Source organism: Cryptosporangium japonicum, assembly GCF_039524755.1.
Taxonomy (GTDB): Bacteria; Actinomycetota; Actinomycetes; order Mycobacteriales; family Cryptosporangiaceae; genus Cryptosporangium; species Cryptosporangium japonicum.
Window position 1 is genome coordinate 46717 of sequence record NZ_BAAAGX010000029.1, and the last position, 21771, is coordinate 68487.

Consider the following 21771-nt stretch of genomic DNA (forward strand, 5'->3'; position numbering starts at 1 on the left):
CTACCACGCATCCATCGTTACCCACCCGGGGCCCCTGCAGTCACCTCACTGCGGAGGGTTCATCCGTCCGGATGATCTTTCGGATACTCAGTTCAAGCGAGAAACTGCACTACACGCCGATACGGCACCGTGGTTCCCGGCTTCCGGGGCACGTGAGGAAGAATGAGCAATGTGACGACCCGCACGGTGAACCGTCCAGGCGCCGTACCCCCACTGGAGTCTGTGGTGACCGGGAACCCAGAGGCCACTGACCAACCTCGGCCTGCGCGCCGGGCGCCTCGTGCTGTCAAACTCGATGCCGTCTGTGCCCAGGCCACCGACCTGGCCCTGGAAGCCGCCCGCGAGGTCGGCCACGAGATGGTCGGCGAGCCGGTCGGCGTCAGCGCCGACGGCGAGCGGCTGGTCACCCACCGGTTCGCGGCCCTGCAGCCGGGCTACTCCGGCTGGTATTGGACGGTCACGCTGGCGCGCGCCCCGCGCTCCAAGCACGTGACGGTCTCCGAAGTCGCGCTGCTGCCGGGCTCCGACGCGCTGCTCGCGCCCGAGTGGGTGCCGTGGAGCGAGCGGCTGCGCCCGGGTGACCTCGGCGTCGGCGACCTGCTGCCGACCGCACCCGACGACGACCGGCTGGTGCCGGGGTACGTGCTCTCCGACGACCCCGAGGTGATGGAGGTCGAGTACGAGATCGGCTTCGGTCGCCCGCGGGTGATGAGCCGGCTCGGTCGTGAAGAGACCGCCGAGCGCTGGCACACCAGCCGTTCCGGCCCGGAGAGCGACATCGCGAAGGCCGCGCCGGCCCGGTGCGGCACGTGCGGCTTCTACCTGCAGCTGGCCGGTTCGCTCGGCGCGGTGTTCGGGGCGTGCGGCAACCTGTTCGCGCCCGACGACGGCCGTGTCGTCTCGGCCGACCACGGCTGCGGCGCCCACTCCGAGGCCCTGGTCGAGCCGGCCCCGCCGGTGCCGCCGGCGCCGATGGCGCTCGACGACGACCTCGAGGTCATCCGCACCGTGCACACGCCCGGCTCGGTGGAGGACTCCACCGACGCGGAGCCGCTCGGGCACGGGTGATGCCGGACCCGTTCGGCCTGTCCGAGCGCCGGGCGGCGGTTCTCGCCTCGTGGGCCGGTGTCGCGACCCGGTTCCGCGAGGACGCGAACGCGGAGGAGGAACTCGTCCGCGGCGGGCTCGGCGGGTACGCCGACCGGCTCGTGGTGGAGCTCGCCCAGAACGCGTCCGACGCCGCGGCGCGGGCCGGGGTGCTCGGCGCGGTGCGCTTCACCTACGCCGACGGCGTCCTGTCGGTCGCCAACACCGGCGCGCCGCTGGACTCGTCCGGCGTCGACGGGCTCACGTCGCTGCGCGCGTCGGCCAAGACCACCTCGGGCGAAGCTCGACGAGCCAGCACGGTGGGCCGGTTCGGGGTGGGCTTCGCGGCCGTACTGGCGGTGAGCGACGAGCCGTCGGTGCACTCGCGCGACGGGGGCGTCCGGTTCTCGGCCGAGCAGACCAGGGCCGAGGTGGCCGCGCTCGGCGGAGCCGCCGCCGAGGAGCTGGCCCGCCGCGCCGGTGCGGTGCCGGTGCTGCGGCTCGCCTGGCCGGCCGATCAGCCGCCGCCGGACGGGTTCGAGACCGAGATCCGGCTGCCGGTACGCCCGGACGCGGTCGAGCTCGTCCGTGCGCTGCTCGCCGACGTCGAGCCGACGCTGCTGTTCGCGTTCCCGGGGCTGGCCCGGGTGGAGATCGTGCTCGACGGGGTCGAGCGGGTGCTCGAGCGGGTCGGGTCCACCGAGCACACGGTGGCGCTGGCCGCCGACGGGTCGGTCACGACGTGGCTGGTCGCCGCGTCCGACGGTGACGTTCCGCCGGAGCTGCTGGCCGAGCGTCCGCTCGAGGAGCGGGCCGCGCTGGCGCACTACTCGACGCTCGCCGCCGTGCCGCTCGACGGGGGAGCGTTGGCCGGCGGGACCGTGCTGCACGCGCCGTCGCCCACCGACGAGCCGCTCTCGTTGCCGGTGCACCTGGCCGCCACGTTCCCGCTCGAGGTGTCCCGCCGCCGGGTCGCTCCGGGTGCGCTCACCGACTGGCTGGCCGCCCGGGCCGCCGACACCGTGGTCGCGCTGCTCGTCGCGGCGCCGCCGAGCGTCGAGGCCCTGGCGCTGGTGCCCCGGCCGGGGCTCGGGCGGGCCCCGGTGGACGCCGCGATCTGCTCGCTGGTGTTGTCCGGCCTCCGGGAGACGCCGTTCCTCCCGCTCGAGAACGTGCCCGACGCGGTGTCGGTCTGGACCGACGACGACGTCGATTTACTGGCCGCCGGCTTCGCCGACGCGTTCGGAGCCCCGGTCGACGCCACCCGTGCGGACGCGCCGATCGGAGGCGCCGACGCCGGGGCCCCCGATGACCGCGCGCCTGACGCAGCCCTCGAAGGTGCGGTCTGGGAGCGGGTGGCGCCGGTGCGCGCGGTCACGCTCACCGCGGAGCTGGCCGGGTCGGCGAGTGAGCTGGTGGCGGCGCTGGCCGGCGTCGTACCGGGCCTGCTGCCGGCCGACTGGGCCGCCCGCGCGGCCGCACCGGCGCTCGACGCGCTCGGCGTGCGCCGGCTCGGCGTGGCCGACGTGGTGGAGGCCGTGGCCGGGCTCGACCGTCCGGCGGCCTGGTGGGGCGACCTGTACCACGCACTGGAGCCGTCCGGCCGCGACCTGGACGCGCTCTCCGCGCTCCCGGTGCCGCTCACCGACGGCCGCACCGTCACCGGCGTCCGCGGCACCCTGCTGCCCGGCCCCGACCTGGCCGCGCTGGCCCCCGCCACGCTCGAGCCACTCGGCCTGCGCGTCGTCCACCCCGACGCCGTCGGCAGCGACCTGCTGATCCGCCTGGGCGCGCGCCCGGCCACCGTGGCGACGATCCTCGCCGACGGCCGCGTCCGCGCCGCCGTCGCCGACTCGATCGAGGCCGACGACCCCGAACCGCTCGCGAACGCGATCCTCGCGCTCGTCACCGCCGCCGGTGTCCGCCCCGGCGAGGAGCCGTGGCTGGCCGAGCTCGCGCTCCCGGCCGACGACGACTGGTACCCGGCCGGCGAACTCGTGGTGCCCGGCTCGCCGCTGGTGCGCGTCCTGGCCGGTATGGACACCGACGACGCCCCGTTCGGCGTCGTCGACGAGGACTTCGCGAACGACGTGCTCGCCGCCCACGGCCCCGACGCGCTGCCCGCGATCGGGTGCCTCACCACGTTCACCGTCCTGGCCGCCGACGACCTGGATCTCGTCGACCTTCTGGACCTGGACGCCGACGACGCCGACCTCGACCTCGACGGCCTGGCCGAATGGGTCGACGCGGCGGTGGAGACGATCGACCCGACGGGCACGGTCGGCGCCCCGCCGGGCACCCGCATCGAGCGGTTCCTGGCGATCCGCGACCTGGACCTGGTCGACCCCGACGAGTGGCCCGCCGCGCTCGACCTGCTGGCCTCCGGGCCACCGCGCGAGGTGCTCGACGCGCCGGCCTGGGCGGTCACCCCCGACGGCACCCGCGTCGAGATCCAGAGCTACAGCCGCTGGTGGCTCGCGCGCGAGCCGGTGCTGGAGGGGCGTCCGCCCGGTGAGCTGCGCACGCCGGACGCGGTCGACCTGGACGGTCTCTACGACGTCGCCCCGGCCGACGTCGACGCGGCGTTGCTCCCGCTGCTGGGGTGCCGTACCGGCCTGCTCGACGCGATCGCGGCCGACCCGGCCGACCTGCTGCACCGGCTCGCCGACGCCGACCGCACGGCGGCGCCGTGGATCGTGCCGCTGGTCTACGCGGGGATCGCCGAGGCGCTGGCCGGGGCGCGTGTGCCGGCTCCGGCCCGCGTCCGGGTGGCCCCCGATGCCGTGGCCGACACCGACCAGGTCGCGATCCTCGACCAGCCCTGGCGCCTCGACGCGCTCGAGGGCCGGGCCCCGATCCTCGGCGGCGACGACCCGGTCTCGGTCGCCGAGCTGCTCGACGTTCCCCTGGTGTCGGAGTTGTGAGGTTCTTACGCACGCTGGTGGCGTTGGCGATCACCGTGTGCGTGGCGCTGCTGGCCGTCGCGATCGCCGGTTACGGCAGCAGCCAGAACATGGGTGGCGAGGCGAGCGCCCCGGCGGAGGTGTTCGAGCCGTTCGGCTGGCAGGCCAGCGTTCCCAAGTCGGCCCCGGGACCGGCGACGGTCCTGGTCAGCGGCGACGGCTGGGGTCTGCAGGGGCCGGTGTACGACAAGGTCGCGGTCGTCGCCGAGTCGGGCGTCTACCGGGTGCTGCGGTACAAGGTGGACGTCGAGGCCGGTGAGAACGTCCTGCTGTCCCCGGACGGCAGCATGGTCGCCGACGCCGAACCCCACCAGATCGTGGGCCCGTCCGGTTCCCCCACCACGCCGCCGAAGAGCAGCGAGCCGGAAGTCTGGGTCACCGACCTCACCACCGGGCGGTCGACCAGGTCGACCGTGCCGGGCAACGACACCGCCCGCCCGATCGCCTGGTCGCCGGACGGGCGGAAGCTTCTCGTCCAGGTGGGGTCCGCGCCGGAGCACGGGCCGTGGGTGGGCGGCGACCTGAACCTGCTCGACCTGGAGAGCGGCGACGTCCGGCGCCTGGCCGACCTCGGCTCCCGGCTCGTGCACCGGGCGCACCTGGCGGCGTTCTCACCGGACGGCCGGAAGGTCGCGGCCCAGGTCGGCGACGACCTGCGGGTGATCGACCTGGCCAACCGCACCACCCGGACGCTGACGCGGCTGGGCACCGACCGTCGGCTCGCCGGGATCGGCGCGTGGAGCCCCGGCGGCGACCGGATCGCGGTGCTGACGCTCTCGGGTTGCACGAAGCTCTGCACCCGGGCCGCGCTGGGCGACCGGACCTGGCAGATCGACGAGGTCGACGCGAACTCGGGCTCGTCGTCGGTCGGCGGGTTCGACCGGCTCACCGGGTCCGCGGTGCGCGTGCTCGGCCGTACCGACGGCGGTGAACTCGCGGTCGTGCGCTACCGCCCCGCCGACGACCTGAGCAGCGACACCAACGGCGTTCTCTCCGTCGACGGGAACGAGGTGGACGAGACCGACTACGCGGCCGTCGAGGGCGTCGAACTGCTCGGCCTCGACGCGTCCGGCGACCGTCGGACGCTGATCGAGCTCCCACCGGGCTCGCGACACGTCGACGTCGCCGCCGAGCTGGTGACCGAGGACCGCTTCGACGGCCGGTCGTCGCGCCCGATGCCGTTCCCGGCCCCGTTCTGGGTCACCACGCTCGTGATCCTGCTGCTGGTACTGGTGGTCTGGTTCGCGCTGAAGGTACGACGCCGGGCGCGCGCCTAGGCCGAGACCGGGGCGTCGTCGGAGGCGGGCTCGTAGAGGAGCACGCGGACGTGCATCGTCGTGCGTTGCTGCAGCGCGGCACGCAGTGCCCGGTGCAGGCCGTCCTCCAGGTACAGGGCGCCGTCGAACTCGACCACGTGGGGGAACAGATCGCCGTAGAACGTCGAGTCCTCGGCGAGCAGTTTGTCCAGCGCCAGTTCCCGCTTGGTCGTCACCAGTTGGTCGAGGCGTACCTGACGGGGCGGGATACGCGCCCACTCGCGTAGTGACAGACCGTGCTCGGGGTACGGTTTCCCGTCCCGGACCGCCTTGAAGATCACGGTCCTTACGCTCCTTTCGTCCCCGGCCACCGTCGGTTCAGCCTAGCGAGCAGCGCACGTCCCGGGGTGCCGACCGGGCGCAGGCGACCTCAACCGTCCGGACAGTTCTCGCCGAATATGGCTACTCGTGACGGAAATGTAACCTTCAGTAGTCGTCTCAGGTCGCGCAATCAGGTCACTCGGGTGAGGATCGGGCGCATGCCGAACACCGTCTTCTGGTTCCGCCGTGACCTGCGCCTCATCGACAACCCGGCGCTGCTCGAAGCCGTCAGCGCGGCCGGCGACGACGGGGTCCGCGCGTTGTTCGTGCTCGATCCGGTGCCGTTCCGGGCGTCGGGCGGGCCGCGGACGAGCCACCTCGCGCGTTCCCTGCGTGCGTTGGACGAGGCGCTCGGCGGGGCGCTGCTGATCCGGCACGGCGACCCGGTGACCGAGGTTCCCCGCGCCGCGGCCGAGATCGGCGCCGGTGAGGTGCACATCGCCGCCGACTACGGTCCGTACGGTTCCCGCCGCGACCAACGGGTGGAGAAGGCGTTGCTCGACGACGGCGTGACGCTGCACCGCACCGGGTCGCCGTACGCCGTCGCGCCGGGGCGGGTGCGCAAACCCGACGGCACCCCGTACCGGGTCTTCACCCCGTTCTCCAAGGCGTGGCGTGCGCACGGGTGGCGGGCGCCGGTGGACGCGCCGAAGACGGTGTCCTGGCTCCCGGCGAAGGACGACGACGGCCTCCCCGACGTACCCGACCTGCCCGACGTCGAGCTGCCGGAGGCCGGTGAGGACGCCGCCCGCGAGCGTCTCGCGGCGTTCCTCGACGAGAAGGTCCGCCACTACGAGTCCGATCGCAACCGCCCCGACCACGACGGCACGTCCCGGCTGTCGGTGCACCTGAAGTACGGGGAGCTGCACCCGCGGACGATCCTCGCCGAGCTGGCGAAACACCGCGGCGTCGGCGCGGACACGTTCCGGAACGAGATCTGCTGGCGTGACTTCTACGCCGATGTGCTGTTCCACCGTCCGGAGAGCGTCTGGGAATCGCTCGACCAGCGGGTCGGGAGCATCGAGTCCGACTCCGGCAAGGTGGCCGACGAGCGGTTCGAGGCCTGGGCGGCCGGCCGCACCGGCTACCCGATCGTCGACGCGGGGATGCGTCAGCTGCTCAGCGTCGGCTGGATGCACAACCGGGTGCGGATGATCACCGCGTCGTTCCTGGTGAAGGACCTGCACCTGCCGTGGCAGCGGGGCGCGGCGCACTTCCTCGACCTGCTCGTCGACGGCGACTACGCCAGCAACAACCACGGCTGGCAGTGGGTGGCCGGCACGGGCACCGACGCGGCGCCCTACATCCGGGTGTTCAACCCGGTGACCCAGGGCAAGAAGTTCGACCCCGACGGCGGCTACGTCCGGCGCTGGGTGCCCGAACTCGCCGACGTCAGCGGCGCGGCCGTCCACGAGCCGTGGACCCTGCCGACCCAGCCCGAGGGCTACCCCGAGCCGATCGTCGACCACGCGGCGGAGCGCCAGGAGACGCTCCGCCGCTTCGATGAGGTCAGACGGGCCTGACGCCCCAGGTGCCGGTCCAGCGCTCACCCGGCTGGAGGGTGATCAGGCCCTCCCCGGAGTTGAACGCGTCCGGCGGACAGGTCATCGGTTCGACGGCGATGGCCCGGTTGGCCTCGCCGCCGGGCCCGATGCCGTTGTAGGCCTGCACCCAGCCGAACGACGAGTCCTGCCAGAGCTGCCCGCCCCGCCCGTCGGCGTCGACGAGTTCGCTGACCGCGATGCCGTCCGAACCCCGCTCGGTCACCACGAACGGCGTGTCCAGCGACGCCGAACCGATCTTGCGACCCTCGCGGTAGTCCCAGTCGGTGCCGGCCACGTCCGCCAGTTCCCCGGTGGGCAGCAGCCGGTCGTCGACCAGGATCCGCTTCCCGGCCGGGAGCGTCAGCGTCGCCGAGTCGAGCGGGTCACCGCCCAGGGTCAGGAACGGGTGGATGCCGAGCCCGAACGGCGCCGCCGTCGGTCCGACGTTGATCGCCTGGTGCTCGACCTTCAACCCGTCCTTGCCCAGCGAGTACGTCACGCGGAGCACGAGCGCGAACGGGTAGCCCGGTCGCGGCTGGACGGTCCGAGCCAGCGTCACCGCGGTCGGGGTGTGGTCCAGCCGGTCCCACAGCTCCCAGCGGACCAGACCGTGGATCGCGGTCCGCTTGTCGGTCTCGTCCCAGCTGAGCTTGTGCTCCTGGCCGTCGAACGTGTACTTGCCGTCCCTGATCCGGTTCGGCCACGGCGCCAGGATCTGCCCGACGCCCTTCGACGCCATGGCGTCAGCCGGGTAACTCGCCAGGACGTCGCGTCCGTTCACCGTGTACTCGCGGAGCCCACCACCGACTTCGACCAGCGTCACGCGCTGGGTGCCCGCTTCGATCGTCCACTGATGGCCGGACGGGGTGTTCCACCGCGCCGTCATCGCGCCTCCACATCGTCGGGGGATCCGGACCCTCATTCGTCGAGGAATGCGTAACGCACTCCATCCGGGGCACGATATCGGTCGATGGACGCCAGCACTCTCATCCCCGCCCAAGCCGACCTTCCAGCCCTCAAGTCGGCCGCTGATCGATGCACGGCTTGCGAGCTCTACGAGCCGGCTACCCAGACCGTGTTCGGCAGCGGCAATCCACAGGCGAAAGTGCTGCTCGTCGGGGAACAACCCGGTGATGTCGAGGACCAGCGCGGGGTGCCGTTCGTCGGGCCGGCGGGCAAGCTACTGCAGCGCGCGGTGGCGGAGGCGGGATTCGGTCCGGGTGCGGTGTACGTCACGAATGCGGTGAAGCACTTCCGGTTCGAGCTCCGCGGCAAGCGGCGGATCCACCAGACGCCGCAGCCGGAGCACATCCGCGCCTGCAATCCGTGGGTGGCGGCGGAGATCGCGGCGGTGCGGCCGCAGATCGTCGTCTGCCTCGGCGCCACCGCCGTGAAGGCGCTCCTCGGGTCGACGTACCGCGTCACGAAGGACCGGGGCGCGCTGATGCCCTACCCCGGTCCGGGTGCGGAGCCGGAGACGCGAGCGCTGATCACGATCCACCCGTCGGCGATCCTGCGGATGCCCGACGACGCCAGGGAGCAGGGCTACGCCGACCTCGTCGCCGACCTGGCCGTGGTGGCCGCGGCTGTGGCGTAGATCTAATCACCCGGCAGTTCGTAGGAAATGAATTTACGCTGGTCAGGTGTCCGATTACGCGATTCGGTTAGACGCCACCGGCGGCCCGGAGGTCTTACGGGTCTCCTCGATCGAGCCGGCGCCGCCCGGCCCCGACGAGGTCCGGGTCCGGCAGACCGCGATCGACCTGAGCCACGACGACGTCCTGGTCCGCGCCGGCTCGGTACCGGCCACGCTGCCCACCGGCCTCGGTAGCTCCGCGGTCGGCGTCGTCGAGGCGGCCGGGCATCGGGCCGGCTTCGCCGTCGGGGACCGGGTCGCCTACGCGGTGGTGCCGTTCGGGGCCTACGCGTCGGTCCGGAACGTGCCCGCGGCCGCATTGGTCCCGCTCCCGGACGCCGTCGGCGACGAGGACGCCGCGGCGGTGCTCGCGAAAGGGCTGCTGGTCTGGGCACTGATCCGCCGGGTCCACCCGGTCGAGGCGGGGGAGACCGTGGTCTTCCGCGACGCGGTCGACGGTGTCGGGCTGGTCGCCGGTCAGTGGCTGAGCCATCTCGGCGCGCGGCCGATCGGCACGGTGAGCGCGGCGCACGACGTCCGGCTCGCGATCCACAACGGGTACGACGAGGTCGTCCTCGACCGCTCCGACGACCTGGCCGCCCGGGCCCGTGACCTCACCGACGGTGCCGGGGTGCCGGTCGTCTACGACCCGCTGGGCACCGCGACGGTCGAGAGCTCGACCGCGGCGCTGCGCCCGGACGGCCTGCTGGTAGCGCCCGCCCCGCCGCTGAGCGCGTACCTGCCCGACGCCACCGCGCTGCGTGCGGCGTCGGCGGAGGTGCTGGACCTGGTCGTGCGCGGGGTGATCCGGCCGAACCTGCGGCAGCGGTTCGACCTGGCCGACGCCGGGAAGGCCCAGGAAGCACTGGAGTCGCGGGCCACGGTCGGCGCTACGGTTCTTCTACCCTGACGAGGAGGCGCCGCATGGCTGACCACGGGATCCGATTCCACGAGACCGGTGGGCCCGAGGTACTCCGGTACGAGGAACTCGAACTGCCGCCGCCCGGGCCGGGAGAGGTGCGGATCCGGATCACCGCGATCGGCCTGAATTTCCGCGACACCTACGAGCGCACCGGGCTCTACCCGGTGTCGCTGCCCTCCGGGTTGGGCAGCGAGGCCGCGGGCGTCGTCACCGAGATCGGGGAGGGCGTCACCGGGTTGGCGCCGGGCGACCGGGTGGCCCGCGCCACCGGCCCGCTGGGCGCGTACGCCACCGCCCAGAACGTCCCGGCGAAGCACCTGGTGCCGATCCCGGACGGGGTGACCGACGAGGCCGCGGCCGCGGTGCTGCTCAAGGGCCTCACGGTCTGGTATCTGCTGCGGCGCACCTACCCGGTGCGGTCGGGGGAGACCGTGGTGTTCCACGCCGCGGCCGGTGGCGTCGGGCTGATCGCCGGGCAGTGGCTGCGCCACCTCGGCGTGCGGGCCATCGGTACGGCCGGCAGTGCCGACAAGGCGAAGGTGGCGTCGGAGAACGGCTACCGCGAGGTCGTGCTGTACCGGTCGGAGGACGTGGCGGCGCGGGTGCGTGAGCTGACCGACGGCGCCGGGGTGTCGGTCGTCTACGACTCGGTCGGCGCGGACACGTTCGAGAACTCGCTCGACTGCCTGCGTCCGCGTGGGCTGATGGTGTCGTTCGGCAACTCGTCCGGCCCGGTCACCGGCGTCAACCTGGGCGTCCTGGCTTCGAAGGGGTCGCTGTTCGTGACCCGCCCGACCCTCGTGGACTACATGGGGGAGCTCGAGACGGCGGCCGGCGAACTGTTCGACCTGGTGGCGTCCGGGGCCATCGACCCGAACATCGCCCAACGCTTCCCGCTCGCCGAGGCCGCCGAAGCTCACCGGGCGCTGGAGTCCCGCGCGACGACCGGCGCTACCGTCCTGGTGCCGTAGTGCCCTCGTAGCGCCGGAACTTGGGCACGGCCAGCGCGGCCGCGGCCACGAGCACCACGCACACGAGGCCGCCGCCGACCCAGGAGACGGTGGGGCCGAACCACGACTCGGTGACGCCGGCACGCAGGTCACCGAGGCGTGGCCCACCGGCGACGACCACGGTGAACACCCCCTGCATCCGGCCACGCATCTCGTCGGGTGCGTAGACCTGCAGGATCGTCTGCCGGTAGACCGCCGACACCAGGTCGGCGGCGCCGGCGACGGCCAGCAGCGCGACCGCGAGCCAGAGGCTGCGTGCGAGCCCGGCGGCGGCCACCGCGAGACCCCAGCACATCACGGCGACGGTGAGCGCCAGGCCCTGCCGCTTGACCCGGCCGATCCAGCCCGACGACAGCCCGGCCAGCACCGACCCGATCGCGATCGCCGCGAACAGCCAGCCGACGGCCTCCCCGCCGCCGTACCAGTCGTTCGCGACCTGCGGGAACAGGGCCCGCGGCATGGCGAAGACCATCGCGATGATGTCGACCGCGAACGACATCAGCAGCACCGGCTTGAGCGCGATGAACGCCAGGCCCTGCCCGACCGCGCGCAGCCCGGGGCTGACCCGTTCACCGATGGGTTCCAGGTGCGGCAGCCGGAGCGCCGCGTAGAGCGCGAACGTGAACAGCACCGCGTCGACGGCGTAGGCGACCGCGTACGACCACTGGGCCAGGATCAGGCCGGCCAGCAGCGGGCCGACGACCGTGCCGAAGTTGCTCGCGGTGAAGTTCAGCGTGTTCGCCGACGGCACCTGCTCGATCGGCACCAGCCGGGGGATGATCGCGCTCCGGGTGGGGCCGCTGACCGCGAACGCCGCGGACTGCAGCGCGGTCAGCGCGAGCAGCAGCCACGGGCTGTCGACGCCGAGCAGCGACTGCACGACGAGCGCACCGGTCGCCACCCACAGCACCACCGACGAGATCAGCAGCAGCGTCCGCCGGTCGATCGCGTCGGCGAACGCGCCGCCCCAGAGACCGAACAGGATCAGTGGCACGAGCCCGGCGATGCCGAGCATGCCGACCCAGAACGACGAGTCGGTGATCGCGTACATCTGTACGGGAACCGCGACCGCGGTGAGCTGGTACCCGATGAACGCGACGCTCTGGCCGAGGAACAAGCGCCGGTACGCGGTGTTCCGGAGCGGCCGGGTGTCGAGGAGGATGCGCCGCCAGCGGGGGGTCGGCGGGGGCGCCGCCGGAGGAGCGGCGCCGGCCCCGGTCTCCGGAGAACTCACGGGCCGAGCCGCTCGACGATCCAGATCTCTCCGTCGCGGCGGTACCGCAGCCGGTCGTGCAGCCGGTCGGGACGGCCCTGCCAGAACTCGACCGTGTGCGGCACGACGCGGAACCCACCCCAGGTCTCGGGGCGGGGGACCGCGTCGGGGTACCGCTCGGCGAGCACCTTCTCGGCATCTTCCAGGGCGGCCCGGTCCGGTACGACTCGAGACTGCGGGCTCGCCGCCGAACCCAGCTGGGAACCGTGCGGGCGGCTGTTCCAGTAGGCGTCCGACTCGGCCGGATCGACCCGGTGCACCGTCCCGGAAACGTTCACCTGGCGCTGGAGCGGGTGCCACGGGAAGAGCAGCGACGCCCGCGGGTTCTCGGTCAGTTCCCGGCCCTTGCGCGACGTGTAGTGGGTGTAGAACGTGAGGCCGCGCTCGTCGGCGTCCTTCAGCAGGACGGTGCGTGCGCTGGGCGTTCCGTTCGCCGCCGCGGTGGCCACGACCATCGCGTTCGGCTCGACGATCTCCGCCGCCGCGGCGGCCTCGTCGAACCACGTGGTGAACTGGTCGAACCAGTTGTCGGCGAGGGTCTCTTCGGTGAGCGTTCCTCGTTCGTACCCGACCCGCATGTCTCCGACCTGCGAGACGACTCCGTACTCCCGCTCCACCGCTCCTCCTGAAATCCGTGCCCGATGCAACCTTATGCCTGCCTCCGGTGGCCCTCGGAAGGTGTGGCCGCTGCGTGACGTCGATATGTCCCCGACGTGTCGTGCGTGGATGTGGGCTGCGACACGATCACAATGGGCTTGGTCCGGACTGACCTCGCGGACCTAGCGGGAACGGTAGGAAGATGTCAGAAATCGTTCCCGACTGGTGGAGGGCTACCGCCCACCCGCCGGTCGAGCCGGCCGGGGCGTACCGCCACCGAAGACCACTGGGAGCTGAGCCAGCATGTCGGACTTCAAACCGGGGCTCGAAGGCGTCGTAGCCTTCCACACCGAGATCGCGGAACCCGACCGGGACGGCGGAGCGCTGCGTTATCGCGGCGTCAACATCGAGGACCTGGTCGGTCAGGTCTCGTTCGGGAACGTCTGGGCCCTGCTGGTCGACGGCAAGTTCGGGCCGGGTCTGCCGCCCGCGGAGCCGTTCCCGGTGCCGGTGCACTCCGGTGACATCCGCGTCGACGTCCAGGCGGCGATCGCGATGCTCGCCCCCTACTGGGGCCTCAAGCAGCTGATCGACATCGGCCCCGAGCAGGCCCGCGAGGACCTCGCCCGGATCTCGGTCACCGCGCTCTCGTTCGTCGCCCAGTCCGCCCGGGGCATCGGCCTGCCCGCCGTCCCGCAGCGCGAGATCGACAAGGCGAGCACGATCGTCGAGCGCTTCATGATCCGCTGGCGCGGCGAGCCCGACCCGAAGCACGTCCAGGCCGTCGACGCCTACTTCATCTCCGCCGCCGAGCACGGCCTGAACGCCTCGACGTTCACCGCGCGCGTGGCCGCGGGCACCGGCGCCGACTGCGCCGCCTGCATCTCGTCGGCGATCGGTTCGATGTCCGGCCCGCTGCACGGCGGTGCCCCGTCCCGCGTCCTCAAGATGCTCGACGAGGTCGAGAAGTCGGGCGACGCGGAGGCGTGGGTCAAGTCGGCGCTCGACAAGGGCGAGCGCCTGATGGGCTTCGGGCACCGCGTCTACCGGGCCGAGGACCCGCGGGCGGCCGTGCTCCGCCGCACCGCCCGCGAGCTCGGCAGCACCCGCTTCGAGGTGGCCGAGGCGCTGGAGAAGGCCGCGCTGGCCGAGCTCCACGCCCGCCGCCCCGACCGGGTGCTCGCCACGAACGTCGAGTTCTGGTCGGCCGTCGTGCTGGACTTCGCCGAGGTGCCCGCGCACATGTTCACCTCGATGTTCTCCTGCGCGCGCACGGCCGGCTGGTCCGCGCACGTCGTCGAGCAGAAGAACCTCAACAAGCTGGTGCGGCCGTCCGCGCTCTACACCGGGCCCGGCCCGCGCAAGCCCGACGAGGTCGAGGGCTGGGACACGATCAAGCGCGCCTGAGCTCGGCCGAGGCGGGTCACCTGAACTGGGTGGCCCGCCTTTGTCGTGTCTCAACTCGTTAGCCACAGGTGGGAGGATCAACGCGTGACCATCACCATCCCCGCAGAGTTGTTGCCCGCTGACGGCCGGTTCGGTTCCGGCCCGTCGAAGGTCCGCCCGGCCTCGGTCGACGCCCTCGTCGCCACTGGGCGCAGCTTCCTCGGGACGTCCCACCGGCAGGCGACGGTGCGCAACGAGGTGGCCCGCCTCAAGTCCGGGCTCGCGTCGTTGTTCGCCCTGCCCGACGGGTACGAGGTCGTGCTCGGCGTCGGTGGCACCACCGCGTTCTGGGAGGCCGCGGTGTTCGGTCTGATCCGCGATCGCGCCCAGTTCCTCTCGTTCGGCGAGTTCGGCGCCAAGTTCGCCAAGGCCGCGAAGATCGCGCCGTTCCTGGGCGACCCGACGATCATCGAGTCGGCCCCCGGTGACGCGCCGGTGTTCGAGTTCGAGGACGGTGTGGACGTTTACGCGACGCCGCACAACGAGACCTCGACCGGCGTCGCGATCCCGGTGCGCCGGGTGCCCGGCGACCACCTGATGCTGCACGACGGCACGTCGGCCGCCGCGGGACTCGCGGTGGACGTCTCCGAGACCGACGTGTACTACTTCGCGCCGCAGAAGGGGCTGGGCAGCGAGGGCGGTCTGTGGCTGGCGATCATGTCGCCGGCCGCGCTCGCGCGGGTCGAGGAGATCAGCGCGTCCGGGCGGTACGTTCCGGCCTTCCTGGACCTGGTCACCGCGATCGACAACTCGCGTAAGGACCAGACCTACAACACCCCGGCGCTGACGACGATCTTCCTCGCCGCCGAGCAGGTGGACTGGTTCAACGAGCAGGGCGGTCTGGCGTGGACGACGCGGCGCACCGCCGAGTCGGCCCGGACGCTCTACGAGTGGGCCGAGGACTCGTCGTTCGCGACGCCGTACGTCAAGGACCCGGCGAAGCGTTCGCACGTCGTCGGCACCATCGACTTCGCGGAGTCGGTGGACGCCGCCGCGGTCGCGAAGGTGTTGCGTGCGAACGGAATCGTCGACACCGAGCCGTACCGGAAGCTCGGGCGCAACCAGCTGCGCATCGCGATGTTCCCGGGCATCGACCCGACCGACGTCGCGAAGCTGACCGCCGCGATCGACTACACAGTGGCCGCTCTGGGTTGATCCGCGCGTCGGACAGACAAATAAGACGTTTGGTGCGTAACGTAGGTCTGGCCGGAGAACGGCGCGCCCATTCGGCGTGGTATGCGGGGCACACGAGCCCTGTCGTCGTATGGTGGGCACGCTCGCCGGTGTCTGGAGAGGGAGGTCGCAATGCGACCGTTGCGGTTCGTCGCGCTCTCCGCTGACGGGCAGGCCATGATTCTGACCGACGAGGTCGGGCGGATGCTTTCGCTCGCCATCGACGACCAGGTGATCGCCGCCGTCCAGCGGGAGCGGACCGGTACCCCCGGTCAGCTATCGATGGATGTGGAGGCGACGTTGACGCCGCGTGACATTCAGTCCCGGATCCGTTCCGGTGAGTCGGCGGAACACGTCGCCCGCCTCGCGAACGTTCCGATGGAGAAGGTGCTGCGGTTCGCCGGGCCCGTGCTGCAGGAGCGCGCCGCGATGGCACAGCTCGCGCGGCGCACGCGTCTGCGTGGGGCCGAGAGCGGGCAGACGCTCGCGGACGTCGTCGACGCGCGGCTGCGTGCCCACGGCATCGACGTGGAGACCGTCGCCTGGGACAGCTACCGCCGTGAGGACGGCGGCTGGCGCACCACCGCGACGTGGCCGTCGGGCAAGGCCACCGCGCACGCCATCTGGGACCTCGACCGGGCCCGGTCGATGGTGTCGCCGGTCGACGAGATGGCGAACTTCCTCTCCAGCGAGAAGCAGGAAGACCTGCTGGTCGGGCCGGACGAGCAGATGCTCGCGTTCGGCGTGCAGCCCGGGAAGTTGCCGGAGGACGCCGACCCCAAGGAGGGCCCGGTCGTGCCGGCGCTCTCGATGCTGCGCCGTCGTGACGAGCGTCGGCGGGAGGAGCCGGTGGCGGCCGCTTCGGCGGAGGCCGTGGCGGCTCCGGCGCGGGAGGTTCCGCGTGAGCTGCCCCGCGAGGGCCGCGGTGATCTTCGGCAGGCGGCTCGGGAGAGTGGGCGCGGTCGCGCGCTCGATCCCCGTTTCGACGACTTCCGCCGGTCCGAGCCGTCGCGTGAGCACGCCCCGACGCCGAACCCGGAGCCGCCGGCCGCGGACGCCGGCACCGGTGCCGCGGCGGCCTCCACGGCCCCGACCATCGGCGGCACCGCCCCCGGCCTCGGCGGCACCCCCGGTCTCGGCGGCGCGCCCGGTCCCGGTCAGTCGGGCACGCCCGACCACGGCGGCGTTCCCGGCCACGGGGGAGCTCCCGGCGTCGGCGGTGCTCCCGGGCTCGGTGGCCGTGACGGGCTCACGGGCCGGCCCGGTCTGGCTGGGCGCGGTGGGCTCGGTGGCCGTGACGGGCTCGGTGGTCGTGACGGGCTCGGCAACGGCGGCCGTGACGGCGCCCCGGCCGCGGCCGACGGGCCGATCGGCGGGGGGCGGGCCGCCGGGTGGCTCGACGAGCCCCGGCCCGCCGCCGGCACCCGCCCCGACGAAGTGCGTCGACCCGACCCGTGGGGCGACGACCCGCGTCGCCCGGCCGGACGCCGCGGCGACGTGAGCACCGGCGATGCCACACCGACCTCCGGCGGCGGTTTCGCCGGGCGGAGCGACTGGCGCGAGCGCCTCGACCCCACCGGCGTCGGAACACCTCCCACCGCGGGCCCGGCGCGCCCCGAACCCCAGCCGCCCAAGGCCGGCAGCGGCCGCGGACGCAAAGCCGAACTCCCGAGCTGGGACGACATCTTGTTTGGCTCCGGCGCTCGCAGGCCCTAGTGGGCGGCCCGCTCAGGACGACGCTGACAGGCGAGCGCGAACCCTTGAGTATCAGCTATACGCGGCGGATTCGCGCTCGACTGCCAGCGTCGCCCTGAGCGGGCTCCAGGTTCAGACCTGAGAGCTCAGTTCTCGGTGGGTGTGGGGACCCGGGGGATCCGGGCTATCTGGCGGGACTGGGCCACCAGGCGCCCGGCCGAGTCGCGGATCGTGCAGTCCTCGTCGAACCAGCCGTTCGCGAGCACCCGCCCGCGGAGCTCGCACCGCAGCCACCCCGGCGCGGGCAGCACCCGCAGATACGTGGTCAGCTGCACGGTGGGCGCCCAGCCGTAGCGCCCGATGGTGAACGTCACCGGCGGGAACGCGTCGGCCGCGAGCAGGCACACCAGCGGGTCGGGATCGCGCCCGTCCACCATCCGCACCCACCCGCGCAGGGCCATGCTCCCGTCCGGCCGCCCCCGCACCACGTTCGCGAACTCCGGGGCGAGCCGGACGTCCACGTGGTCCATCAGCGCGAGGTTCGTACCCGGCATGACGTCCGAGCGGATCCGGGTGCACTGGTCGGGTGAGGGCAACTCGATCTGCGGCGCCATGTCGAGGTCCGGGCTGCTCGAGTCGAGCGTGCTCGTGACCACCGACGACACCAGGCACGGCTGACCGTCCTGGATGAGCGTGGCCCGGCTGGTGCCGATCGTCTTGCCGGTACGCAGCCGCTCCACCACGATCTCGGCCTCGCCGGCGTGCGGGGCCTGGAGGTAGTCGGTGGTGACCGCGACCGGGTGCGGATGCCCCTCCGCGGCGAGCACCGCTCTCACGACCGGCAGCTGAAGATAACCCCCGTTGAGCGACGAACCGATCGCCCAACCGCCGTCGATGAGCGTCGCGTACCGATCTGGACCGGTCTCCCGAATCTCGGTATGGATCTCCAGCACGTCCCCCACCCTGCCAGATCGCCGCGCGGCTGGATCGCCGTTGTCGGCCTAGGCTTCCGGGGGAGCACAGGAGGTGCAGCATGGAGTACGTCCGGCTGGGGCGGTCAGGACTCCGGGTCAGCAGGCTCTGCCTGGGCACGATGAACTTCGGCCCGGAAACCTCTGAACCGGACAGTCACCGGATCATGGACACCGCCCATGACCAGGGGATCAACTTCTTCGACACGGCGAACGTCTACGGGCGGAAAACCGGCGAAGGTGTCACCGAACAGATCATCGGAAACTGGTTCGCCAGCGGCGGCGGGCGTCGCGAGCGCACGGTTCTCGCCACCAAGGTCTACGGCGGAATGGGTGATTGGCCCAACCAGTCCAAGCTCTCCGCGCTGCACATCCGGCGCGCCTGTGACGAATCCCTCAAACGCCTTAAAACCGATTACATCGACCTCTACCAGATGCACCACGTCGATCGGGACACTCCCTGGGACGAGATCTGGGAGGCGATGGAGGTCCTGCGTCAGCAGGGCAAGATTCTGTACGTCGGGTCGAGCAACTTCGCCGGGTGGCACCTCGCCCAGGCCCAGGAGGCGGCCAAGGCCCGGCACTTCCTCGGTCTGGTGAGCGAGCAGTCGTACTACAACCTGCTCAACCGGTGGATCGAGCTCGAGGTGCTGCCGGCCGCCCGGCAGTACGGCATCGGGGTCATCCCGTGGTCGCCGCTCGACGGTGGTCTGCTCTCCGGCGCGATCCGCAAGCAGCGCGAGGGCAACGGCTCGCGCAGCAGCTCCGAGCGTGCCGCGGCCGGCCTGGAGAAGCACCGGACGACGCTCGAGGCGTACGAGAAGCTCTGCGCCGACCTCGGGCACGACCCGGCCGAGGTCGGGCTCGCCTGGCTGCTGGCGCAGGACGGCGTCACCGCGCCGATCGTCGGGCCGCGTACCGGCGAGCAGCTCGACAGCGGCCTGCGCGCGGCGGAGCTGACGCTCGACGCCGCCACCCTGACCGAACTCGACGAGCTGTTCCCCGCGCCTTTCCCGAACCCCGGCAAACCGGCCCCCGAGGCTTACGCCTGGTAGAGCGGCCAGGAGCCGAGCGACTGGTAGCTCCCCGCGCTGCTGCGCATCAGGTGGATCCGGTCGGCGGGCCAGGGCGGGCCCGCGTAGTGGCTCAGGGTGGCGACGTCGGCTCGGAGTTCCTCGCGGGTGACCCGGCCCCGGGGCCGGGCCAGCGTGAGATGGGGTCGGAACGGCAGCGTCTCCGGCGCGAGGACCCGGACGGCTTCGGCCGTCCGGGTCAGTTCGGCGACGTCGCCGCCGACGCCGGCCCACAACACGCGCTCGCCGAACCGCCCGCCGCCGGTGAGCGAGACCGTGCCGCTCCGACCGGCGGCAGCGCACTCCGCGACCCGGTCGCGAACCCGCTCCGGATCGGTGACCTCGCCGAGGAACGCGAGCGTGAGGTGCCACCTGTCCGGGCGCACGACGCCGGCATCCGCACCGGTCACGTGCAGCGTCCCGATCGCGCTCCGGAGGTGGTCCACGGCGAACGGGGGCGGCAGCACCGCGACGAGCAGACGCATGTCACCTGAATATCACTGGCGGAATGCGACGATCCGAGAGATCGTTACCTGAGGTAATGAGTTGTGTGAAACAACCTCGAGAAGGTGACACTCACGGATCCGCACGAGAACGACGAGTTGGCGGTCCGGCTCCGGTCGGCCACCGGGCGGTTCTTCCGCCGGCTCCGGGCCGAGCGCCCGGCGCACGGCCTGACGATGACCCAGATCTCCGCGCTGTTCAGCATCTCGAAAGGTAATGGCGAGCTCACGCCACGCGGGTTGGCCGAGGTCGAGCGGGTGCAGCCGCCGGCCGCCACCCGCACAGTGGCGGCGTTGGAGGAGCGCGGGCTGATCGGCCGGGCCCCGCACCCGACCGACGGACGGCAGATCGTGCTCTCGACGACCCCGGACGGCGACGCGTTGATCGCGGCCGACCGGCAGGCGCGGGAGGCCTGGCTCGCCGCCCGCATCGCCGAGCTCGACCGCTCCGACCAGGAGACGCTCCGCGCGGCGGCCGCCATCCTCGAACGGCTGGCCCGCGCATGAGCCCGGCACTGCGCACCATGTTCTCCTCCCTGAGCGTCCGGAACTACCGGCTGTTCGCGGGCGGCCAGATCGTCTCGCTCACCGGCACCTGGGCGCAGATGACCGCGCAGGACTGGCTGGTGCTCGACCTGTCGCACAACTCCGGTACCGCGCTCGGCGTCGTGACCGCTCTGCAGTTCACCCCGGTGCTGCTGCTGACGCTCTGGGCCGGAGCGCTGGCCGACCGGCTGGACAAGCGCAAGGTGCTGATCGCCACTCAGGCGGCCTCGATGCTGCTGGCGCTCGGCATGGGCGCTCTCGTCGTCACCGGTTCGGCGCAGTTGTGGAACGTCTACGTGTTCGCGTTGCTGCTCGGCACCGTGAACGCGTTCGACACCCCCACCAGGCAGTCGTTCATCTCCGAGATGGTCGGCCCCGACCGTCTGCCCAACGCGGTGTCGCTCAACTCCGCGACGTTCAACTCCGCGCGGCTGCTCGGCCCGGCCGTCGGTGGCCTGGTCATCGCGACGGTCGGCACCGGCCCGGCGTTCCTGCTCAACGGCGCCAGTTACGTGGCGGTGCTGATCGGCCTGCTCGCGATGCGGCCCGCCGACCTGCTCACCGGCGCGCGGGTGGAGCGGGCCAAGGGCCAGGTCGTCGAGGGCCTGCGGTTCGTCTGGGGCCGGAAGGACCTGCTGCTGGTCATCGCGATGATGTCGGTGCTCGGCACGCTCGGCATGAACTTCAACCTGACGCTGCCGCTGCTGGCCAAGGTGGAGTTCGACGTCGGCCCGGCCTCGTTCGGTCTGCTCTCGACCGCGTTCGCCGGCGGAGCGCTGATCGGTGCGTTGATCGGCGCCCGCCGCACCAAGCGCCCGTCGGCCCGCTGGGTGCTCAGCTGCGCCACGGTGTTCGGCGTGTTGGAGTGCGCGGTGGCGTTCACGCCGAACTTCGGGCTCGCGGCGCTCGTGTTGTTGTTCGTGGGTCTGGCCTTCATCGCGCACAACAACGCGGCGAACGCGCGCGTGCAGCTCGGCACGCCCGCGCACCTGCGTGGCCGCGTGATGGCGCTGTACATGTTGGTCTTCCTCGGAGGCACTCCGCTGGGCTCACTGATCGTCGGTCCGATTTCCGAGCGCTACGGCCCGCGGGCCGGTCTGCTGCTGGGCGGTGTCGCGGTGCTGATCGCCGCGATCACGCTCGCGGCCGCCCGCATGAGGGCACGAAATCGGGAGACCGCATTAGAGCGACAGAAGCTAACTTCTGTGGCGGCAGTGAGCAATTAGTGGAATACGGGGAAGGAAGCACGATGGCTCGACTCGTTCCGAGATTTGCCGGCGCCTCGCTGGCGGCCGCGGCGTTAGCCGGCACGATGGGCTGCTCGCTCGTCGGCGCCGACAACACGGAGGCGTGCAACAAGATCCAGACGGTGGTGCAGGAGTTCACCTCGTCGTCGGTGAAGAACGTCGACAACCCGGCCGCGCTGGGGGAGTCGTACCACAAGCTCGCGGACGACATCCGCACCGAAGGCGCGAAGGGCGACGGCGACCTCGAGGACGCCACCAAGGACCTGGGTGCCGCGTACGACAAGCTCGGTGACGAGGTCAGCAAGCTGGCCAACGACCCCAACCCGACGATCCCCGACTCGGGCGACGTCAACGCCGCCGGCGTGAAGTTCAAGGCTGCCTGCGAGTAACGGTGCGGTCCGGTGCGGCCCCTCTCCGCCGCGCCGGACCACTCCCGCGTTACGCTGCCG

20 protein-coding genes are annotated in these 21771 nt (G+C 72.2%); 14 read left to right on the forward strand and 6 right to left on the reverse strand.

Annotated elements, in window-relative coordinates:
* Nucleotides 1–186 precede the first annotated feature (186 nt).
* From ABD437_RS33450 to ABD437_RS33460, 3 genes are read left to right on the forward strand one after another with little or no spacing between them, the layout of a single operon-like run.
* On the forward strand, nucleotides 187–1068 hold the full coding sequence (locus ABD437_RS33450) for a DUF3027 domain-containing protein (protein ID WP_425558302.1): 882 nt from the start codon (nucleotides 187–189) through the stop codon (nucleotides 1066–1068).
* Nucleotides 1068–4010, forward strand: coding sequence for a sacsin N-terminal ATP-binding-like domain-containing protein (locus ABD437_RS33455; RefSeq protein WP_344652965.1), 2943 nt, complete (start codon nucleotides 1068–1070; stop codon nucleotides 4008–4010). Before ABD437_RS33450 ends, ABD437_RS33455 begins: the two co-directional genes overlap by 1 nt.
* Nucleotides 4007–5326: a TolB family protein gene (locus tag ABD437_RS33460; protein WP_344652966.1), complete on the forward strand. Its 1320-nt coding sequence runs from the start codon at nucleotides 4007–4009 to the stop codon at nucleotides 5324–5326. The genes ABD437_RS33455 and ABD437_RS33460 overlap by 4 nt, the downstream gene beginning before the upstream one ends.
* Here ABD437_RS33460 and ABD437_RS33465 read toward each other — a convergent pair.
* Nucleotides 5323–5646 carry a type II toxin-antitoxin system VapB family antitoxin gene (locus tag ABD437_RS33465; protein ID WP_344652967.1) on the reverse strand — a complete coding sequence of 108 codons (324 nt, stop codon included), beginning with the start codon at nucleotides 5644–5646 and terminating at the stop codon, nucleotides 5323–5325. The two genes, ABD437_RS33460 and ABD437_RS33465, sit on opposite strands and share 4 nt — an antisense overlap.
* 198 nt (nucleotides 5647–5844) lie before the next feature.
* On the opposite strand from ABD437_RS33465, the gene ABD437_RS33470 reads away from it, so the two are divergent.
* Nucleotides 5845–7209, forward strand: coding sequence for a cryptochrome/photolyase family protein (locus tag ABD437_RS33470; protein ID WP_344652968.1), 1365 nt, complete (start codon nucleotides 5845–5847; stop codon nucleotides 7207–7209).
* On the opposite strand, the gene ABD437_RS33475 is transcribed toward ABD437_RS33470, so the two are convergent.
* Nucleotides 7196–8116 (reverse strand): aldose 1-epimerase family protein, encoded by a 921-nt coding sequence (locus ABD437_RS33475; protein ID WP_344652969.1) that lies wholly within the window; start codon nucleotides 8114–8116, stop codon nucleotides 7196–7198. The two genes, ABD437_RS33470 and ABD437_RS33475, sit on opposite strands and share 14 nt — an antisense overlap.
* A gap of 84 nt (nucleotides 8117–8200) precedes the next feature.
* Between ABD437_RS33475 and ABD437_RS33480 the strand changes: the two genes are divergently transcribed.
* From ABD437_RS33480 to ABD437_RS33490, 3 genes are read left to right on the forward strand one after another with little or no spacing between them, the layout of a single operon-like run.
* A complete protein-coding gene (locus ABD437_RS33480) occupies nucleotides 8201–8827 on the forward strand; it encodes a UdgX family uracil-DNA binding protein (RefSeq protein WP_344652970.1) in 627 nt (208 codons plus the stop codon).
* A gap of 46 nt (nucleotides 8828–8873) precedes the next feature.
* Nucleotides 8874–9776, forward strand: coding sequence for a zinc-binding dehydrogenase (locus ABD437_RS33485; RefSeq protein ID WP_344652971.1), 903 nt, complete (start codon nucleotides 8874–8876; stop codon nucleotides 9774–9776).
* 14 nt (nucleotides 9777–9790) lie between these two features.
* Nucleotides 9791–10759, forward strand: coding sequence for a quinone oxidoreductase family protein (locus ABD437_RS33490; protein ID WP_344652972.1), 969 nt, complete (start codon nucleotides 9791–9793; stop codon nucleotides 10757–10759).
* On the opposite strand, the gene ABD437_RS33495 is transcribed toward ABD437_RS33490, so the two are convergent.
* A complete protein-coding gene (locus ABD437_RS33495; protein WP_425558300.1) occupies nucleotides 10740–12032 on the reverse strand; it encodes an MFS transporter in 1293 nt (430 codons plus the stop codon). The genes ABD437_RS33490 and ABD437_RS33495 overlap by 20 nt on opposite strands.
* Nucleotides 12029–12688, reverse strand: a complete 660-nt coding sequence (pdxH, locus tag ABD437_RS33500) for a pyridoxamine 5'-phosphate oxidase (RefSeq protein ID WP_425558301.1) — start codon at nucleotides 12686–12688, stop codon at nucleotides 12029–12031. The genes ABD437_RS33495 and pdxH overlap by 4 nt, the downstream gene beginning before the upstream one ends.
* Nucleotides 12689–12971: 283 nt before the next feature.
* Here pdxH and ABD437_RS33505 point away from each other — a divergent pair, with 283 nt between their 5' ends.
* The 3 genes from ABD437_RS33505 (at nucleotide 12972) to sepH (ending at nucleotide 17003) form a co-directional block, all read left to right on the forward strand.
* The gene (locus ABD437_RS33505) at nucleotides 12972–14075 is read left to right on the forward strand and encodes a citrate synthase 2 (protein ID WP_344652973.1); all 1104 of its coding nucleotides are present in this window, start codon (nucleotides 12972–12974) and stop codon (nucleotides 14073–14075) included.
* 84 nt (nucleotides 14076–14159) lie between these two features.
* A complete protein-coding gene (gene serC / locus ABD437_RS33510; RefSeq protein ID WP_344652974.1) occupies nucleotides 14160–15269 on the forward strand; it encodes a phosphoserine transaminase in 1110 nt (369 codons plus the stop codon).
* Between the two features lie 150 nt (nucleotides 15270–15419).
* Entirely contained in the window at nucleotides 15420–17003 is a 1584-nt protein-coding gene (gene sepH, locus ABD437_RS33515) for a septation protein SepH (protein WP_344652975.1), read from the forward strand.
* A gap of 125 nt (nucleotides 17004–17128) precedes the next feature.
* Here the strand turns inward: sepH and ABD437_RS33520 are convergent, their stop codons facing one another.
* A complete protein-coding gene (locus tag ABD437_RS33520; RefSeq protein WP_344652976.1) occupies nucleotides 17129–17935 on the reverse strand; it encodes a thioesterase family protein in 807 nt (268 codons plus the stop codon).
* Nucleotides 17936–18015: 80 nt separating this feature from the next.
* Between ABD437_RS33520 and ABD437_RS33525 the strand changes: the two genes are divergently transcribed.
* The gene (locus ABD437_RS33525) at nucleotides 18016–19008 is read left to right on the forward strand and encodes an aldo/keto reductase (protein WP_344652977.1); all 993 of its coding nucleotides are present in this window, start codon (nucleotides 18016–18018) and stop codon (nucleotides 19006–19008) included.
* Here ABD437_RS33525 and thpR read toward each other — a convergent pair.
* Nucleotides 18996–19511: an RNA 2',3'-cyclic phosphodiesterase gene (gene thpR, locus ABD437_RS33530; protein ID WP_344652978.1), complete on the reverse strand. Its 516-nt coding sequence runs from the start codon at nucleotides 19509–19511 to the stop codon at nucleotides 18996–18998. The two genes, ABD437_RS33525 and thpR, sit on opposite strands and share 13 nt — an antisense overlap.
* A gap of 84 nt (nucleotides 19512–19595) precedes the next feature.
* Between thpR and ABD437_RS33535 the strand changes: the two genes are divergently transcribed.
* From ABD437_RS33535 to ABD437_RS33545, 3 genes are read left to right on the forward strand one after another with little or no spacing between them, the layout of a single operon-like run.
* The gene (locus ABD437_RS33535; RefSeq protein ID WP_344652979.1) at nucleotides 19596–20036 is read left to right on the forward strand and encodes a MarR family winged helix-turn-helix transcriptional regulator; all 441 of its coding nucleotides are present in this window, start codon (nucleotides 19596–19598) and stop codon (nucleotides 20034–20036) included.
* Nucleotides 20033–21301, forward strand: a complete 1269-nt coding sequence (locus tag ABD437_RS33540; RefSeq protein ID WP_344652980.1) for an MFS transporter — start codon at nucleotides 20033–20035, stop codon at nucleotides 21299–21301. The genes ABD437_RS33535 and ABD437_RS33540 overlap by 4 nt, the downstream gene beginning before the upstream one ends.
* Before the next feature lie 23 nt (nucleotides 21302–21324).
* Nucleotides 21325–21711, forward strand: coding sequence for a hypothetical protein (locus tag ABD437_RS33545; protein ID WP_344652981.1), 387 nt, complete (start codon nucleotides 21325–21327; stop codon nucleotides 21709–21711).
* Nucleotides 21712–21771 lie beyond the last annotated feature (60 nt).

Coding starts and splice junctions, on each gene's coding strand:
- ABD437_RS33455 (WP_344652965.1), top strand. CDS start 1,068: ATGCCGGACCCGTTCGGCCTGTCCGAGCGCCGGGCGGCGGTTCTCGCC.
- ABD437_RS33470 (WP_344652968.1), top strand. CDS start 5,845: ATGCCGAACACCGTCTTCTGGTTCCGCCGTGACCTGCGCCTCATCGAC.
- ABD437_RS33475 (WP_344652969.1), bottom strand. CDS start 8,116: ATGACGGCGCGGTGGAACACCCCGTCCGGCCATCAGTGGACGATCGAA.
- ABD437_RS33480 (WP_344652970.1), top strand. CDS start 8,201: ATGGACGCCAGCACTCTCATCCCCGCCCAAGCCGACCTTCCAGCCCTC.
- ABD437_RS33490 (WP_344652972.1), top strand. CDS start 9,791: ATGGCTGACCACGGGATCCGATTCCACGAGACCGGTGGGCCCGAGGTA.
- ABD437_RS33505 (WP_344652973.1), top strand. CDS start 12,972: ATGTCGGACTTCAAACCGGGGCTCGAAGGCGTCGTAGCCTTCCACACC.
- sepH (WP_344652975.1), top strand. CDS start 15,420: ATGCGACCGTTGCGGTTCGTCGCGCTCTCCGCTGACGGGCAGGCCATG.
- ABD437_RS33525 (WP_344652977.1), top strand. CDS start 18,016: ATGGAGTACGTCCGGCTGGGGCGGTCAGGACTCCGGGTCAGCAGGCTC.
- thpR (WP_344652978.1), bottom strand. CDS start 19,511: ATGCGTCTGCTCGTCGCGGTGCTGCCGCCCCCGTTCGCCGTGGACCAC.
- ABD437_RS33540 (WP_344652980.1), top strand. CDS start 20,033: ATGAGCCCGGCACTGCGCACCATGTTCTCCTCCCTGAGCGTCCGGAAC.
- ABD437_RS33545 (WP_344652981.1), top strand. CDS start 21,325: ATGGCTCGACTCGTTCCGAGATTTGCCGGCGCCTCGCTGGCGGCCGCG.